This window comes from Streptomyces sp. NPDC001492 (assembly GCF_053597275.1).
Map to the genome: position 1 here is coordinate 185681 of NZ_JBSFHW010000010.1, position 14139 is coordinate 199819.

The 14139-nt window shown below is 71.1% G+C and carries 13 protein-coding genes; 3 read left to right on the plus strand and 10 right to left on the minus strand.

The features are described from left to right. Positions 1-9: 9 nt before the first annotated feature. The 7 genes from ACWC1K_RS15825 to ACWC1K_RS15855 all read right to left on the minus strand — a co-directional run bounded on the left by ACWC1K_RS15825 (position 10) and on the right by ACWC1K_RS15855 (position 8100). Positions 10-1035: an N-acetylglucosamine kinase gene (locus tag ACWC1K_RS15825; protein ID WP_450831735.1), complete on the minus strand. Its 1026-nt coding sequence runs from the start codon at positions 1033-1035 to the stop codon at positions 10-12. Further along, positions 1026-2291: a 6-phospho-beta-glucosidase gene (locus tag ACWC1K_RS15830; RefSeq protein ID WP_450831737.1), complete on the minus strand. Its 1266-nt coding sequence runs from the start codon at positions 2289-2291 to the stop codon at positions 1026-1028. Before ACWC1K_RS15830 ends, ACWC1K_RS15825 begins: the two co-directional genes overlap by 10 nt. 6 nt (positions 2292-2297) lie before the next feature. Next, complete coding sequence (locus ACWC1K_RS15835; RefSeq protein ID WP_450831739.1) at positions 2298-3191, minus strand: carbohydrate ABC transporter permease; 894 nt, start codon at positions 3189-3191, stop codon at positions 2298-2300. A 2-nt stretch (positions 3192-3193) separates the two neighbouring features. Then, entirely contained in the window at positions 3194-4135 is a 942-nt protein-coding gene (locus ACWC1K_RS15840) for a carbohydrate ABC transporter permease (protein ID WP_450831741.1), read from the minus strand. Positions 4136-4142: 7 nt separating this feature from the next. Next, the gene (locus ACWC1K_RS15845) at positions 4143-5480 is read right to left on the minus strand and encodes an ABC transporter substrate-binding protein (protein ID WP_450831743.1); all 1338 of its coding nucleotides are present in this window, start codon (positions 5478-5480) and stop codon (positions 4143-4145) included. 86 nt (positions 5481-5566) lie between these two features. After that, positions 5567-6778: an ROK family transcriptional regulator gene (locus ACWC1K_RS15850; protein WP_450831745.1), complete on the minus strand. Its 1212-nt coding sequence runs from the start codon at positions 6776-6778 to the stop codon at positions 5567-5569. Positions 6779-7005: 227 nt separating this feature from the next. After that, a complete protein-coding gene (locus ACWC1K_RS15855; RefSeq protein ID WP_450831747.1) occupies positions 7006-8100 on the minus strand; it encodes a mechanosensitive ion channel family protein in 1095 nt (364 codons plus the stop codon). 328 nt (positions 8101-8428) lie between these two features. Here ACWC1K_RS15855 and ACWC1K_RS15860 point away from each other — a divergent pair, with 328 nt between their 5' ends. Continuing rightward, positions 8429-8965 carry an HNH endonuclease gene (locus ACWC1K_RS15860; RefSeq protein ID WP_020116449.1) on the plus strand — a complete coding sequence of 179 codons (537 nt, stop codon included), beginning with the start codon at positions 8429-8431 and terminating at the stop codon, positions 8963-8965. 90 nt (positions 8966-9055) lie between these two features. Here ACWC1K_RS15860 and ACWC1K_RS15865 read toward each other — a convergent pair whose 3' ends face one another. The 3 genes from ACWC1K_RS15865 to ACWC1K_RS15875 are packed head-to-tail and all read right to left on the minus strand — an operon-like array spanning position 9056 to position 11642. Next, positions 9056-10411 carry an FtsX-like permease family protein gene (locus ACWC1K_RS15865; protein ID WP_450831749.1) on the minus strand — a complete coding sequence of 452 codons (1356 nt, stop codon included), beginning with the start codon at positions 10409-10411 and terminating at the stop codon, positions 9056-9058. Continuing rightward, on the minus strand, positions 10408-11112 hold the full coding sequence (locus tag ACWC1K_RS15870; RefSeq protein WP_450831751.1) for an ABC transporter ATP-binding protein: 705 nt from the start codon (positions 11110-11112) through the stop codon (positions 10408-10410). Before ACWC1K_RS15870 ends, ACWC1K_RS15865 begins: the two co-directional genes overlap by 4 nt. After that, positions 11109-11642, minus strand: coding sequence for a PadR family transcriptional regulator (locus tag ACWC1K_RS15875; protein WP_450831753.1), 534 nt, complete (start codon positions 11640-11642; stop codon positions 11109-11111). Before ACWC1K_RS15875 ends, ACWC1K_RS15870 begins: the two co-directional genes overlap by 4 nt. Positions 11643-11819: 177 nt before the next feature. On the opposite strand from ACWC1K_RS15875, the gene ACWC1K_RS15880 reads away from it, so the two are divergent. Then, positions 11820-12050 (plus strand): hypothetical protein, encoded by a 231-nt coding sequence (locus tag ACWC1K_RS15880; RefSeq protein ID WP_450701117.1) that lies wholly within the window; start codon positions 11820-11822, stop codon positions 12048-12050. Beyond that, positions 12050-14137, plus strand: coding sequence for a 4-alpha-glucanotransferase (malQ, locus tag ACWC1K_RS15885; protein ID WP_450831755.1), 2088 nt, complete (start codon positions 12050-12052; stop codon positions 14135-14137). Before ACWC1K_RS15880 ends, malQ begins: the two co-directional genes overlap by 1 nt. Positions 14138-14139: the final 2 nt, after the last annotated feature.

Genomic DNA, 14139 nt, shown 5'->3' on the forward strand with positions numbered 1-14139 from the left:
GCCTCGTCCTCAAACTCCCCCACTCTCGGCTTCGCTCGAGCGGGGGGACCCCCATGACGGGCTGGGGTGTTCGAAGTGGGCCCTTACTCGTTCGTGCACCTCCGCCTCCGCCCCCACCTTGTCCAGGCCCAGCAGTGCCGCCCCCAGCACCGGGCTCGCCGTCACCACCCGGGGGACCGCCTTCGGGGCGCGGGCGGACAGCAACTCGCGGATTCCGTCGTTGAGTTGGGGGTGCTGGGCGGCCAGGACGCCGCCACCGAGGAGAACGGGGGTCTCCTCCTCCAGCAGGTCCAGGCGGGTCAGGGCCACCGTGGCCATGGTCACCACCTCGTCGGCCAGGCGGTCCACGATCGCGCGGGCGACCGGGTCGCCGTCGGCCGCCGTGGCGAAGAGGACCGGGGTCAGTTCATGGCGGCGGGCGGGCGGTACCTGCTCCACGTGGAGGGCCTCGATGAGGTCGAGCATGGTGTCGTGGCCGAAGTGGGCCGGGAGGGTGTGCGCGAGGGCGGTGGGGGCGCCGCGGCCGTCCGCCGCCCGTGCCGCGTGCCACAGGGCCTCCTCGGCGAGGCCCCAGCCGCCGCCCCAGTCGCCGGAGATGCGGCCGAGGGCGGGGAAGCGGGCGGTGCGGCCGTCGGGGCGCATGCCCACGCAGTTGATGCCGGCGCCGCAGACGACGGCGACCCCGCGGGGTTCGGTGACGCCCGCGCGCAGGATGGCGAAGGTGTCGTTGCGGACCTCCACGCCCGCGCCCCACGCGCGCGCGTGCAGCGCGGCCGCCAGCTGCTCCTCCTCGAAGGGGAAGTCGGCGTTGGCGAGGCAGGCGGAGACGTGGTCCACCGAGCTCACCGAGGCCGCGGCGAAGGCCCGTTGCACCGCCTCGGCGACCTTGTCCACGGCCGCTTCCACGCCCACCACGGGCGGCCGGAAGCCGCCGCCGCGGCTCGTTGCGAGGACGGTTCCGTCGGCCGCCACGACCGCGACGTCGGTCTTGCTGTTGCCCGCGTCGACGGCGAGGACACGTGCGGTCATGCCCACGCGAGATGCTCCCGGTTGTGTGCGATCAGTCGGTCGGTGAGCGCTTGTGCGTACTCGTACTGGCCGATGAGGGGGTGGGCGAGGAGGGCCTTGAACACCCGGTCGCGGCCGCCTCGCAGCGCCGCCTCCAGGGCCAGGTCCTCGTACGCCGTCACGTTCGCCATCAGGCCCGCGTACAGCGGGTCGACGGGCGGTACCGGCAGCGGGAGCGGTCCCTTGGGGCCGACCGCCGCCTGCACCTCGATCACCGCGTCGTCCGGCAGGAAGGGCAGCGTGCCCCGGTTGAGGGTGTTCACCACCTGGTACGGGCTGCCGGCCGAGCCCAGCAGGGCGGCCGCGAGGTCCACCGCCGCCTCCGAGTAGTAGGCGCCGCCCCGCTTGGCGAGCAGCTCCGGCTTCTCGTCGAGAGCCGGATCGCCGTACATCTTGAGCAGGTTCCGTTCCATCTCGGCGACTTCGGCGGCACGGGAGGGCTTGGTGCGCAGCTCGCGTACCACCTCGTCGTGGGCGTAGAAGTAGCGCAGGTAGTACGACGGGACGACGCCCAGGCGGTCGAGCAGGGCCCGCGGCAGCCGCAGGTCCGCGGCGATGGCGTCACCGTGTTCGGCGAGCAGCTTGGGCAGGACGTTCTCGCCCTCGGGGCCGCCCAGGCGTACCCCGGTCTCCCAGGTGAGGTGGTTGAGGCCCACATGGTCGAGGTGGACGTCGGCCGGCGCGACCCCGAGCCGGTCCGCGAACTTCCGCTGGAAGCCGATCGCCACGTTGCACAGGCCGACCGCCTTGTGGCCCGCCTGCAGCAACGCGCGCGTGACGATGCCGACCGGGTTGGTGAAGTCGACGATCCACGCGCCCGGGTTGGTGCGGCGGACGCGTTCCGCGATGTCGAGGACCACCGGGACCGTGCGCAGCGCCTTGGCCAGGCCGCCCGCGCCGGTGGTCTCCTGGCCGACGCAGCCGCACTCCAGCGGCCAGGTCTCGTCCTGCTCACGGGCCGCCTGCCCGCCCACGCGCAGCTGCAGCAGCACGGCGTCGGCGCCGTCCACGCCGGCGTCCAGGTCGTCGGTCGTCACGATCCGGCCGTCGTGCCCCTGCTTGGCGAAGATACGGCGGGCCAGGCCGCCCACCAGCTCCAGGCGTTCGGGCGCCGGGTCGACGAGGACGAGTTCCTCGACGGGCAGGGTGTCGCGCAGCCGGGCGAAACCGTCGATGAGTTCGGGGGTATAGGTCGAGCCTCCGCCGACCACGGTGAGTTTCATGAATGGTTAACCCTTCACTCCGGTCAGCGTGACGCCCTCGACGAACGCCTTCTGGGCGAAGAAGAACACGAGGATCACGGGGGCCATGACCAGCACGGTCGCGGCCATGGTGAGGTTCCAGTCGGTGTGGTGCGCGCCCTTGAAGGACTCCAGGCCGTACGACAGGGTCCAGGCGCCCGGGTTCTCCGACGCGTAGATCTGCGGGCCGAAGTAGTCGTTCCAGGCGTAGAAGAACTGGAACAGACCCACGGCCGCGATGCCCGGCTTGGCCATCGGCAGGACGACCTTCAGGAGCGTGCGCAGGTCGCCGCAGCCGTCCACCTTCGCCGCGTCCAGGTACTCGTTCGGGATGGTCATCAGGAACTGGCGCAGCAGGAAGATGGAGAACGCGTCACCGAACGCCATCGGGATGATCAGCGGCCACAGCGTGCCCGACAGGTCCAGCTGCTTCGCCCAGAACAGGTACATCGGGATGATGATCACCTGCGGTGGCAGCATCATCATCGAGATCACCAGCATCAGCGACAGATTGCGGCCGCGGAAGCGGAACTTGGCGAGCGCGTACGCCACGGGGATCGAGGACGCGACGGTAAGGACTGTTCCCAGTCCCGCGTAGATCAGCGTGTTCTTCCACCAGGTCAGGAAGCCCGGGGTGTCGAAGACCTTCTTGTAGTTGCCCCATTCCCAGGTGTGCGGGATGAGGTCCCGGCTGAGTGCCTGGGTGTCGCTCATCAGGGAGGTCAGGAACACGAACACGAAGGGGAGGGTGAAGAACAGCGCGGTCGCCACGCCGAGGGAGTGGATCGCGACCCATTCGAGTACGGCCCGGCGGCGGGCCGTGCGCTCGGCGGGGGAGACCGGTGCCTTCAACTGCACGGGCTTGTCCAGTACTTGGGCCATGGTCAGTCACCTGCCAGGTTGAGACCGCCCCGGCGCCGCATCAGGAACGCGGTGAACACCATGGACAGGGCGAACAGGACCAGGGCGACGACGCAGGCGGAGCCGTAGTCGAAGCGCTGGAAGCCGAGGTTGTAGACGAGCTGGGGGAGGGTGAGGGTCGACTTCTCGGGATAGCCGGGCTCGAACTGGGTGCCCGCGCCCTGGATCACGCCGGAGGCGACCTTCCCCGCGATGAGCGGCTGTGTGTAGTACTGCATCGTCTGGATCACGCCGGTGACGACGGCGAACATGACGATCGGCGAAATGTTGGGAAGGGTTACATACCGGAACCGCTGCCAGGCGGATGCCCCGTCCAGTTCGGCCGCCTCGTACTGCTCCTGCGGTACGTCGAGCAGCGCGGCCATGAAGATGACCATCAGGTCGCCGATGCCCCACAGGGCGAGCAGGGTGAGGGCGGGCTTGGACCAGGTGGGGTCGTTGAACCAGCCCGGGGCCGGAATGCCGACCTTTTCGAGGATCGAGTTCACCGGTCCCGTACCGGGGTTGAGCAGGAAGGCGAAGGCCATCGTGGCGGCGACCGGCGGGGCGAGATAGGGCAGGTAGAAGAGGGTGCGGAAAACCCCCGTACCCGTCTTGATCTTGGTGATCAGCAGACCGACCCCGAGCCCGAAGACGACCCTGAGGCTCACCATGACCAGCACCAGCCACAGGGTGTTGCGCAGGGCCGGCCAGAAGAACGGGTAGTGCTCGAAGACATAGGTCCAGTTCTTCGTCCCGCTCCACGTCGGCGCTTTGAAGCCGTCGTAGTGCATGAAGGAGAAGTAGACCGTCGAGATCAGCGGATACGCGAAGAAGACCGCGAAGCCGATCAACCAGGGCGACATGAAGGCGAGAGTACGAAGCGCCGACCTGCGGCGCTTCGACGCCAGCGTGATGGTGCTCATCGTCGGACTACTTCGCCTGCGCGATGTCCGTGTCGATCTGCGCGGCCGTCTTCTTCAGGCCCGCCTTGAGGTCGGTGACCTTTCCGCTCTCGTAGTCGTAGCCGAAGTTCTGGATCGTCGTGAGATACACGCCGCCGTTGATGGAGGCCGGAGAGGTCGTCGAGTTCGGGTTCGCGGCGATGTCCAGGAACGTCTTGAAGCGGGGGTCGTACTTCAGCTTCGGGGACTTCAGCGCGGCCAGTGTCGAGGGCACGTTGTGGATGGCGTTGGAGAAGTTCACCACCGCGTCCGTGTCCGTGGTCATGTACTTCACCAGCTCCCAGGCCGCGTTCTGCTTGTGGCTGGCGGCGGAGATGCCGGTGATGGTGCCGGTGATGTAGCCCTTGCCGTACTGGCTCACCTGGTCGTCGGGGACGGGCAGCGGGGCCACGCCGATGTCGAACTTCGGCTTGGCGTCCAGGGCCATTCCCAGGCGCCATTCGCCGTCCAGCTGCATGGCCACCTGACCGGTGTGGAAGGGGTGCTTGACGCCCCATTCGTCACCCAGCTTGGAACGGTAGGTCTCCAGTTTCCTGAAGCCGCCGAGTTCGTCGACGAGCTTCTTCTGGAGCTTGAATCCGGCCTCGAAGGCGGGGTCGGTGGCGAGCTGCGACTTGCCGGCCTTGTCGAAGTACGTCGGGGAGAACTGGCCGAAGTAGTGCTCGGTCGTGGTCTCCCAGCCGTGGTAGTCCGGCATGAATCCGAGCTGCTTGTAGCCGTCGCCGTCCGGGATGGTCAGCTTCTTGGCGTCGGTCTCGAATTCGGACCAGGTCTTCGGGGGAGTCTTGATGCCCGCCTTCGCGAAGGCCGTCTTGTTGTAGTAGAGCCCGTAGGCGTCGCCGAGGAGCGGTGCCGAGCAGCGGTTCCCGTCGAACTGGGTGTACTCGTTCATCGCCTTCGGGAACGTCGTCTCCGGGTCGATGCCCGCCTTCTTGAAGAACGGGTTGAGGTCGACCAGTGCACCCGAGGAGCAGAACTTGCCGACGTTGTTGGTGGTGAAGGAGGAGATGACGTCCGGGGCCTTGTCGCCGCCCGTGCGCAGCGCCTGGTTGATCTTGTCGTCGGTCATGTTGGCGACGACGTTCACATGGATGTTGGGGTGGGCCTTCTCGAAGCCGGCGATCAGTGCGTCGACGGCCTTCACTTCATTGGGCGCGCTCCAGGCGTGCCAGAAGTTGATGGTCGTGTCCTTGGAGGCGTCGTCGTCGGCGCTCGAGGAGGACTGGCCGGTACAGGCGGTGGCGAGCAGGGCGAGGGAGGCGGAGGCGGCGAGGGCGAGGGCCGCTTTCCGGGATATTCCGGGCATGGCAGGGTCTCCCAGGGACAGGGCAGGGGATGGTGAGGGAAGGCGGGGGGTGAGTTCGGGGCCCCGTACGCGGTGCGTACGGGGTGTCAGCGCGAGGTGTCGAAGACCTCGTCGCGGGTGGTCGCGAGGGCGCTCTCCAGCGCGCCGCGCAGCACGGGGTGTGCACGGACGTCGCCGACCACGAGCCGGGGCCGGGAGGCCGCCAGCTCCTCCAGTTCGGCCTGGACGAGGGCGCGCAGCACCTCGCCGCCCGAGGTCAGCGAGGCACCGCTGAGGACGACGAGTTCGGGGTCGAGGACGGAGACGAGGGAGGCGAGACCGGTGGCCAGCCGGGTCGCGTACGTCTGCAGCAGCTTGCGATGCAGGACGGTGTCCTCGGCGGCGGCCCGCTCGACGAGGGCGGCGGCGACCTCGGCGTACGGCCCCGAGGGGATCTGCCCGATGCCGAGTTCGCCGGCGAGGTGCGGGATGGCCTGGGAGCCGGCCAGCTCCTGGTAGCCGCCACTGTTGGCTTTCGTCACGTGCCGGACCAGAGGCGCGCCCGGAACCGGCAGGAAACCTACCTCTCCCGCGCCGCCGGTCCAGCCGCGGTGCAGTCGCCCGCCGAGGACGAGGGCGGCACCGAGGCCGCCCTCGTTCCACAGCAGCACGAAGTCCTCGTGCCCGCGGGCCGCGCCCAGCCGTTGTTCGGCGACGGCGGCGAGGTTGACGTCGTTCTCGTACTCGACCGGCATCGGCAGTGCGGCGGCGAGTTCGTCGAGGAGGGCCGGGGTGTGCCAGCCGGGGAGGTGGGAGGCGTAGCGCAGGCGTCCGGTGTTCGGGTCGAAGGCGCCGGGGGTGCCGATGACCAGCCGGTGGATGTCGTCGCGGGCCAGCCCCGCGGCCTTCACGGCACCGTCGAGGGCGTCGGTGACCTGCCGGACGACGGGCTGGGTGGGCCGCCTGCCCGGGGTCGGGAGCTCGAAGGAGCCCACCGTGCGGCCGGTGATGTCGGCGACGGCGGCGAGGACGCGTTCGGGGGTGACGTCGAGCCCCGCGGCGTACGCGGCGGCCGGATTGACCTCGTAGAGCTGGGCATTGGGGCCGGGGCGTCCCTCGGTGGTGCCGGTGGCGAGGACGAGCCCGGCCGCTTCGAGGCGGGCGAGCAGCTGGGAGGCGGTCGGCTTGGAGAGGCCGGTGAGCTTGCCGATCCGGGTGCGGGACAGGGGGCCGTGCTCCAGGAGGAGGTCCAGGGCGGCGCGGTCGTTCATGGCGCGCAGGACGCGCGGGGTGCCCGGCGTACCGGCTGTTCCTGCCATGTGGGTCGACACCTGCCTTTCGACTGCCCAGCTTCTCAGTGACCAGGGAGGGAAGTCCATCGGACGATCACCGGAGGACCGTCTCCCGATCACTGTTAGGAAAGTTTCCTATTGGCTGGAAGGGAACGTAAGCCCAGGGCGAAGGAGGCGTCAAGAGAAACCGCCCCCGAGGCAACAGACTCGTTACCTCGGGGGCGGGTGGAGATGGGCCGGGACCGGCCCTGCTGCTACTTCGCGGCCGGCCGCTGCTGGACGAGCGGTGATGCCGCCTCCGACTGCGGGGACTCGGGGTTGGAGAGCACCGACGGGGCCGCGACCGCCGCCGCCGGGTCCGCGGCCTCCTCCGCGTCTGCCGGGGCCGTCGCGCCGCCCACGATGCGGATGTTCGCCGCGTCGAAGGCGCGCTTGATGCGCCAGCGCAGCTCGCGTTCGACGGTGAGGGACTTGCCGGGCATCGTCTTGGCGGAGACGCGGACCACCATCGAGTCCAGCAGCACGCTGTCCAGGCCGAGGACCTCGATCGGGCTCCACAGGAGCTCGTTCCAGGGCTCCTCCGCGCTCATCTTCTCGGCCACCTCGTCGAGGGTGGACTTCAGCCGGTCCAGGTCCTCGTTCGCCTTCACGGTCACGTCCACGCCGGCCGTCGCCCAGCCCTGGGAGAGGTTGCCGATCCGCTTGACCTCGCCGTTGCGGACGTACCAGATCTCGCCGCTCGCGCCGCGCAGCTTCGTCACGCGCAGGCCGACCTCGATCACCTCGCCGGAGGCCACGCCCGCGTCGATCGAGTCGCCGACGCCGTACTGGTCCTCCAGGATCATGAAGACGCCGGAGAGGAAGTCCGTGACCAGGTTGCGGGCGCCGAAACCGATCGCCACGCCCGCGACACCGGCCGAGGCGAGCAGCGGGGCCAGGTTGATCTGGAACGCGGCCAGGACCATCAGGGCCGCGGTGCCGAGGATCACGAAGGAGGCCACCGAGCGCAGCACCGAGCCGATCGCCTGGGAGCGCTGGCGGCGGCGCTCGTTGTTGACCAGGAGGCCGGCCAGCGAGGTGCCGTCGACGGCCTCGGCGGTGCGGGTCATCCGGTCTATCAGCTTGGTGATCGCCCGCTGCACGACCGCTCTGAGCACCCCGGCGATCACCAGGATCAGCAGGACCCTGAGTCCGATCGCGAGCCATGTGGACCAGTTCTGCTCGACCCAGCTGGCGGCGTTGGTCGCGCTCTCCTGGGCGTCCTGGAGCGTGGGGACCGCCGGGGTCGTCGACGAGGGGGTCGGCGACGGCGACGAACCGGCGGCCAGTAGGACGGCGGGCAAGGACACGGCAGGTACCTCCAGGTGCAACGGTCTGCCGTCCCGTACGTCGACTGGTCAGGGTCAAGGTCACGAAAAGGTCACCGGGACGGCAGGTCCACCACACTATCGGGGCACGGTGTGCGAATCCTTGCCATCTTCTGAGGAGAGACCGTGCTCACCCCGGGTTGAGCAGGTGGGATAAACCGCTGCCCCTCCGGGGGATGAATCAGATGTGGTCGAAAACACTCCCAGCCCGTTACCGGGACATGGTGGCGCTTCCACCAGGCAAGAGGGGAGACTGACTACAGATCGTCCCGGCGCGAGCCACGCGCCGCCGACGCCCAAGGAGGCATCCGTGCCGCATGTCCTGGTCCTCAACGCGTCGTACGAGCCACTCGGCGTCGTACCGCTCCGCCGCGCGCTCGTCCTCGTCCTGGAGAACAAGGCAGTCTCCCTGGAGGAATCCGGCGCCTTCATGCACAGCGCAACCGTCACAGTCCCCGCACCCAGCGTGGTCCGGCTCAAGCGATTCGTCCGGGTTCCCTATCGGGGGCCCGTTCCTCTGACCCGTAGGGCGCTCTTCGCGCGCGACGGGGGCCGGTGCATGTACTGCGGTGGCGTCGCAACCAGCGTCGACCACGTCATCCCGCGCAGCCGCGGGGGCAAACACGTCTGGGACAACGTGGTGGCGTCCTGCCGCCGCTGCAACCACGTGAAGGCCGACCGACACCTCTTCGAGATCGGCTGGCGGCTGCGCCACAAACCCGCTCCACCCACCGGCCTGGCCTGGCGGATCATCGGCACCGGCCATAGGGACCCGCGCTGGCTGCCGTACTTGCAGCCGTACGGCGCGGAGGACGCCATGGCCCGGATCGACGGCATTTCCGCCTGACGATCCGGGCCTTCGCACACCCCCGGTGACGGGGCCTGCGGTCACAGCGATCCGGCTCCGGGAGTCCCCCGTACTCCCGGAGCCGGACGGTCATGCGTAGCGCAGCTCCGCGGGGCGGACCGAGCGGCGCAGCAGCGGCAGCGAGGTGGCCGCCGCCAGCAGACAGGCCGGATAGACGGCGAGCGGGACCAGGAGCGCGGCGTACGGCACGGGCAGTGCCAGGTGCTCCGAGGTGATCGAGTCGTACCAGAAGCTGATCACCGTGCCGCCGAGGCCGGCCACCGCGATCGCGGGCGCCAGCGGCACCGCGGTCTCCAGCAGCAGCGCCCGGGCCAGTACGCCGTGCGGCACCCCGGCGGCGGCCTGTGCGGCCAGGCCCCGGCGCCGGGTGGCGACGGACTCGGCGGTGCCCACGGCGAGCGCGGTCAGCAGCAGCGCGAGGGCGACGAGGATCGCGGCGCCGGTCAGGTTCAGGCCGTTCTCGTAGAACCCGTTCCCTTCGGCGTAGTGCGCGTGCGAGGAGTGCAGCCGCGCCAGCATGACCTGGCGTATGCCCGCGAAGCCCGAGGCCGCCACCGTCACCAGCAGCACCGCGGCATGCGTGCGGGCCGCAGCCCAGGGGTCGTCGAGCAGCCGTCCCGCCGCGATCAGCACCGCGGTGCTCTTGGCGCGGGCGGTGAGCCCCTCGCCCAGCTGCCGGGCCGATGCCCCGGTCAGCCACACCGCCACCGCGCCGACCAGCAGGCACACCACGAACACGGTGAGCGGGGCGAGCGCGAACTCGAAGGGGACGTCATGGAAGAAGGGGATGGTCGCGATGTACACCACTGTGAGCGCGAGCGCCGCGGTCGCCACCCGGAACATCCGCCCCGGACCCTCCGCCGGCCGCAGCCGCCGTATCCGCCCCAGCGGTGAGGTCACCACACGGCGCAGCACCAGCGCGCTCACGGCCGCGCCCAGCACCGGCACCCCGACGGCCACCATGGCGATGCCCGCCCAGGCCAGGGGGGTGGGGCTGTGCCACAGCCGCAGCAGGGCCGGCACCGAGACCGCCGTGGCCACCGCCGAACCCACCAGACACGCAAGCCCCGACTCCAGCGCCGCGATCCGCCGCACCTGGGCAGGTGTGGCCCCCGCCAGCCGCAGCGCGGCCAGTCTGCGGTCCCGGTGCACGGCGCCGATCCGGGCGCACTGGCCGAGGAATCCGAGCACCGGGATGAACAGCATCAGCAGCGCGAAGATCACGCCGATACGGGTACCGGGCTGGTCCAGCAGACCGCCGCCCACGGACACGGTGAGCTGTCCGTCCAGCGACAGCAGCGCGGCGATCACCAGCCCCAGCCCGGTCGCCAGGGCCGCGCCGACCGCGGTGAGCAGCACGCGCCACCCCTCGCGGCGGTCCGAACCCCGGGTGAGCAGCCAGGCCAGCCGCAGTTCGGCCCTCATGCCGACACCCCCGCCGGCAGCACGGCCCCGTCGCTCAGCCGGACCTCGCGGTCCGCGTAGGCCGCGACCTGCGCGTCGTGCGTGATCAGCAGGACCGCCGTGCCCGCCTCGCGCGCCGTGTGGACCAGGGACGTCATCACCTGCTCGGTCGCCAGGGAGTCCAGCGCGCCGGTGGGCTCGTCGGCGAAGACGACCCTGGGCCCGGTGACCAGGGCCCGCGCCAGAGCCGTCCGCTGGGCCTGGCCACCGCTCATCTCGCCGGGCCGCAGCGCCTCCTGCCCCCGTACGCCGAACCGTTCCAGCCACTCGCCGGCCGCCGCCTGGGCGTCCTTGCGGGCGGCGCCCGCGAGCATCAGCGGCAGCGCCACGTTGTCCAGCGCCGTCAGCTCCGGAATCAGCTGCCCGAACTGGAACACCACCCCGAATTCGCTCCGGCGCAGCTCGCTCAGCCGCTTCTGAGGCAGCTGGTCGAGCCGCTGCCCGTCGTACGTCACCGAGCCCGCGTCCGGGCGGACGATGCCGGCCAGGCAGTGCAGCAGCGTGGACTTCCCGCTGCCGCTGGTGCCGGTCACGGCGAGGATCTCGCCGGCCCGCAGCTCCACCGAGGCGCCGCGCAGCGCCTCGGTCCTGCCGTGCGCCTTGGTGAGGTCACGGGCCGCCAGGAGCGGCACTGTGCTGTCTGGGCTGTCCCCGTTGCTCATGCTGCGTCGACCTCCGCGGTCAGGGTGGTGAGCCGGGCCGCCGTCGTGGTCATCCAGCGGAGGTCGGCGTCGAGATGGTTGAGGGCGTAGTCCGCCGAGAGCACGGTCGCGAGATCGGCGCCGGGCGCCGTCTTGACCGCCGTGAGCTCCCGCATCCGTTGCATGTGTGCGGCGCGCTGGGCGGCCAGATAGGCCTCCGCGTCGCCGCCGGAGAGGATCGAGACGACGACCTTGGCGAAGATCTCGTTCGTCACGAAGGGGGCCGGTGGGGCGATCTCCCCGGCCCAGGCGGCCAGTTCACGCGCCCCGTCGTCGGTCGAGCGGTACGTCGTCCGTTCCGGGCCGCCGTCCGAGTCGGTGCCCTCGACCTCCGCGAGGCCGTCCCGGACCAGGCGCTGCAGGGTCGTGTAGACCTGCCCGTAGGCCAGCGGACGGGCCTGCGGGAAACGTTCGTCGTGCCGCCGCTTCAGGTCGTAGCCATGGCTCGGCCCCGAAGCGAGCAGCCCCAGCAGGATGTGGCGGGTGCTCATGGCGATCATTATGCACTCGATACATGTACTGAGTGAATAGTCGCCGCCGCGGAGCCTCGGAGTTGACGCAGAATGTGAGGAGAGGCACGTAGTCCCTTTCGGTACGTCTGCCGCCGCGTCCGGTGGGTAGGGCTGCGTTAACCCGCAACCTCTTGCGTACTCGACAAGGAGGCCCCCGTGGCCGCACCGGCTTACCCCCTTTCCAAACCCGTGGCGCAGCTGCCGTCCCTCGACCCCGAACCGCACTTCTGCGTCTTCAGTGCGGAGGGCGCCTGCGCCGAGACCCCGCTGACCAGCGAACCGCCGCTGCCCGAGGCCGAGCCCCTCACCAGTGAGCCGCCGCTTGCCGACGCCGCTCCCCTGACCAGCGAGGCGGTGGCCCCCGAGCCGGACGCTCCGAGGCACTAGTGACGGCGCAGGGGTCGGCCGACCCGCCCTCCGAGGACCTGTCCCGGCTCGCCGCGCTGCACGGCGTCGCCACCTCCTACAGCCCCTCCCCGGACCGCTCGGTCGCGGCCTCCGCCACCGCAGTCACCCGCGCCCTCGCCGCCCTCGGCGTCGACGCGAGCACCGACGAGCTGACCCGCGCCGCGCTCGCCGCCCGCGAGCGGGAGCTGAGCGAACGGCTGCTGCCGCCGACGGTGGTCCTGTGGAACGGCACAGAGTCCTCCGCCCTCGCGGCCCTCCCGGCCGGCACCCGGCTGAGCATCGAGACCGAGCAGGGCGAGACCCGGTCCTCGGCCGAGCAGCTCCCGCCCGGCGTCCACCGGTTGACGGCCGCCGCCCCCGACGGCCGCAGCGCCGAGGCCCACCTCGTCGTCGCCCCGCCCCGGCTGCCGACCCCCACCGCCCGCTCGTACGGCCTGCTCGTCCAGCTCTACTCCCTGCTCTCCCGGCGCTCCTGGGGCATGGGCGACCTCGGTGACCTCGCCGAACTCGCCGCCTGGGCCGGCCGTGCGCTCGGCGCGGGGTTCATCCAGGTCAACCCGCTGCACGCGGCGGTGCCCGGCGCCCCCACCGACCCCTCCCCGTACCGCCCCTCCTCCCGCCGCTTCCCCGACCCCGTGCACCTGCGCGTCGAGGACATCCCCGAATACGCCCATGTCGAGGACCGGGAGCGGGTGCGAGCGCTGCTCGGGCGCGCGGCCGAACTGCGGGAAGCGGTGCTGGAGAAGGGCGCGTTGATCGACCGGGACGCGGTGTGGGAGCTCAAGCGGGAGGCGCTGGAGCTGGTCCGCGAGGTGGAGCTCGGGCCCGGACGGCGCGCCGCGTACGTGGACTTCCTCGCCGAGCAGGGCGAGGCCCTGGAGGACCACGCCACCTGGTACGCCCTGGCCGAGGTGCACGGCTCCGACTGGAGCCGCTGGCCCGCACCGCTCCAGGACCCGCGCTCGGCGGAAACGGCCCGCGCCCGCGGGGAGCTGATGGACCGCGTCGACTTCCACTCCCGGCTCGCCTGGCTCACCGACGCCCAGCTCGCCGACGCCCAGCGCGCGGCGCGCGAGGCCGGGATGCCGGTGGGGATCGTGCACGACCTGGCGGTCGGCGTGCACCCCGGCGGCGCCGACGCCTGGGCGCAGCAGGAGTACTTCGCCGCCGGGATGTCGGTGGGCGCCCCGCCGGACGCCTTCAACGCGCGCGGCCAGGACTGGGGCCTGCCGCCCTGGAGACCGGACCGCCTCGCGGAGTCCGGCTACGCGCCGTACCGCCGCCTGCTCAAAGCTCTCTTCCGGTACGCCGGCGCCCTGCGCATCGACCACGTCATGGGCCTGTTCCGCCTCTGGTGGGTGCCGCAGGGGCATCCGCCCACGGAGGGCACCTACGTCCGCTACGACGCCGAGGCCATGCTCGCGATCCTCGTGCTGGAGGCCTCGCGTGCCGGGTCGGTCGTCATCGGCGAGGACCTGGGCACGGTCGAGCCGGGGGTGCGGGAGACGCTGCGCGAGCGGGGGGTGCTGGGCACGTCGGTGCTGTGGTTCGAGCGGGACTGGGAGGGCGACGGACAGCCGCTGCCGCCCCAGGCCTGGCGCTCCGACTGCCTCGCCACCGCCACCACTCACGACCTGCCGCCCACCGCCGCCCGTCTCACCGGCGAACACGTGGAACTCCGCGACCGCCTGGGCCTGTTGACCCGCCCGCTGGAGGAGGAGCGCGCGGAGGCGGCCAACGACACGGGGGAGTGGCTGGGCCTGCTCGCCCGCCTCGGTCTGCTGCACGGCACCGGCGGCGCGCACGGTGTGTCGCAGGAGGAGGCCGAGATCCAGGCGGTCCACCGCTTCCTGCTGCGCACCCCGTCCCGCATGATCGGCGTCTGGCTCCCCGACACGATCGGCGACCGCCGTCCGCAGAACCTCCCGGGCACCTGGGACCAGTACCCGAACTGGCGACTGCCGATCGCGGACGCGGAGGGCCGACCGGTGACTCTGGAGGAACTGGCCGGCTCGCCGCGACTGCATGCGCTGCTCGACGTATTGCGGACGGTACGGCCGGGGTGAGG

Excerpts from the sequence above, each read along its gene's own strand:
- ACWC1K_RS15840 (WP_450831741.1), bottom strand. The coding sequence starts at position 4,135 with ATGAGCACCATCACGCTGGCGTCGAAGCGCCGCAGGTCGGCGCTTCGT.
- ACWC1K_RS15875 (WP_450831753.1), bottom strand. The coding sequence starts at position 11,642 with ATGAGCACCCGCCACATCCTGCTGGGGCTGCTCGCTTCGGGGCCGAGC.
- ACWC1K_RS15865 (WP_450831749.1), bottom strand. The coding sequence starts at position 10,411 with ATGAGGGCCGAACTGCGGCTGGCCTGGCTGCTCACCCGGGGTTCGGAC.
- ACWC1K_RS15850 (WP_450831745.1), bottom strand. The coding sequence starts at position 6,778 with ATGGCAGGAACAGCCGGTACGCCGGGCACCCCGCGCGTCCTGCGCGCC.
- ACWC1K_RS15870 (WP_450831751.1), bottom strand. The coding sequence starts at position 11,112 with ATGAGCAACGGGGACAGCCCAGACAGCACAGTGCCGCTCCTGGCGGCC.
- ACWC1K_RS15830 (WP_450831737.1), bottom strand. The coding sequence starts at position 2,291 with ATGAAACTCACCGTGGTCGGCGGAGGCTCGACCTATACCCCCGAACTC.
- ACWC1K_RS15835 (WP_450831739.1), bottom strand. The coding sequence starts at position 3,191 with ATGGCCCAAGTACTGGACAAGCCCGTGCAGTTGAAGGCACCGGTCTCC.
- ACWC1K_RS15845 (WP_450831743.1), bottom strand. The coding sequence starts at position 5,480 with ATGCCCGGAATATCCCGGAAAGCGGCCCTCGCCCTCGCCGCCTCCGCC.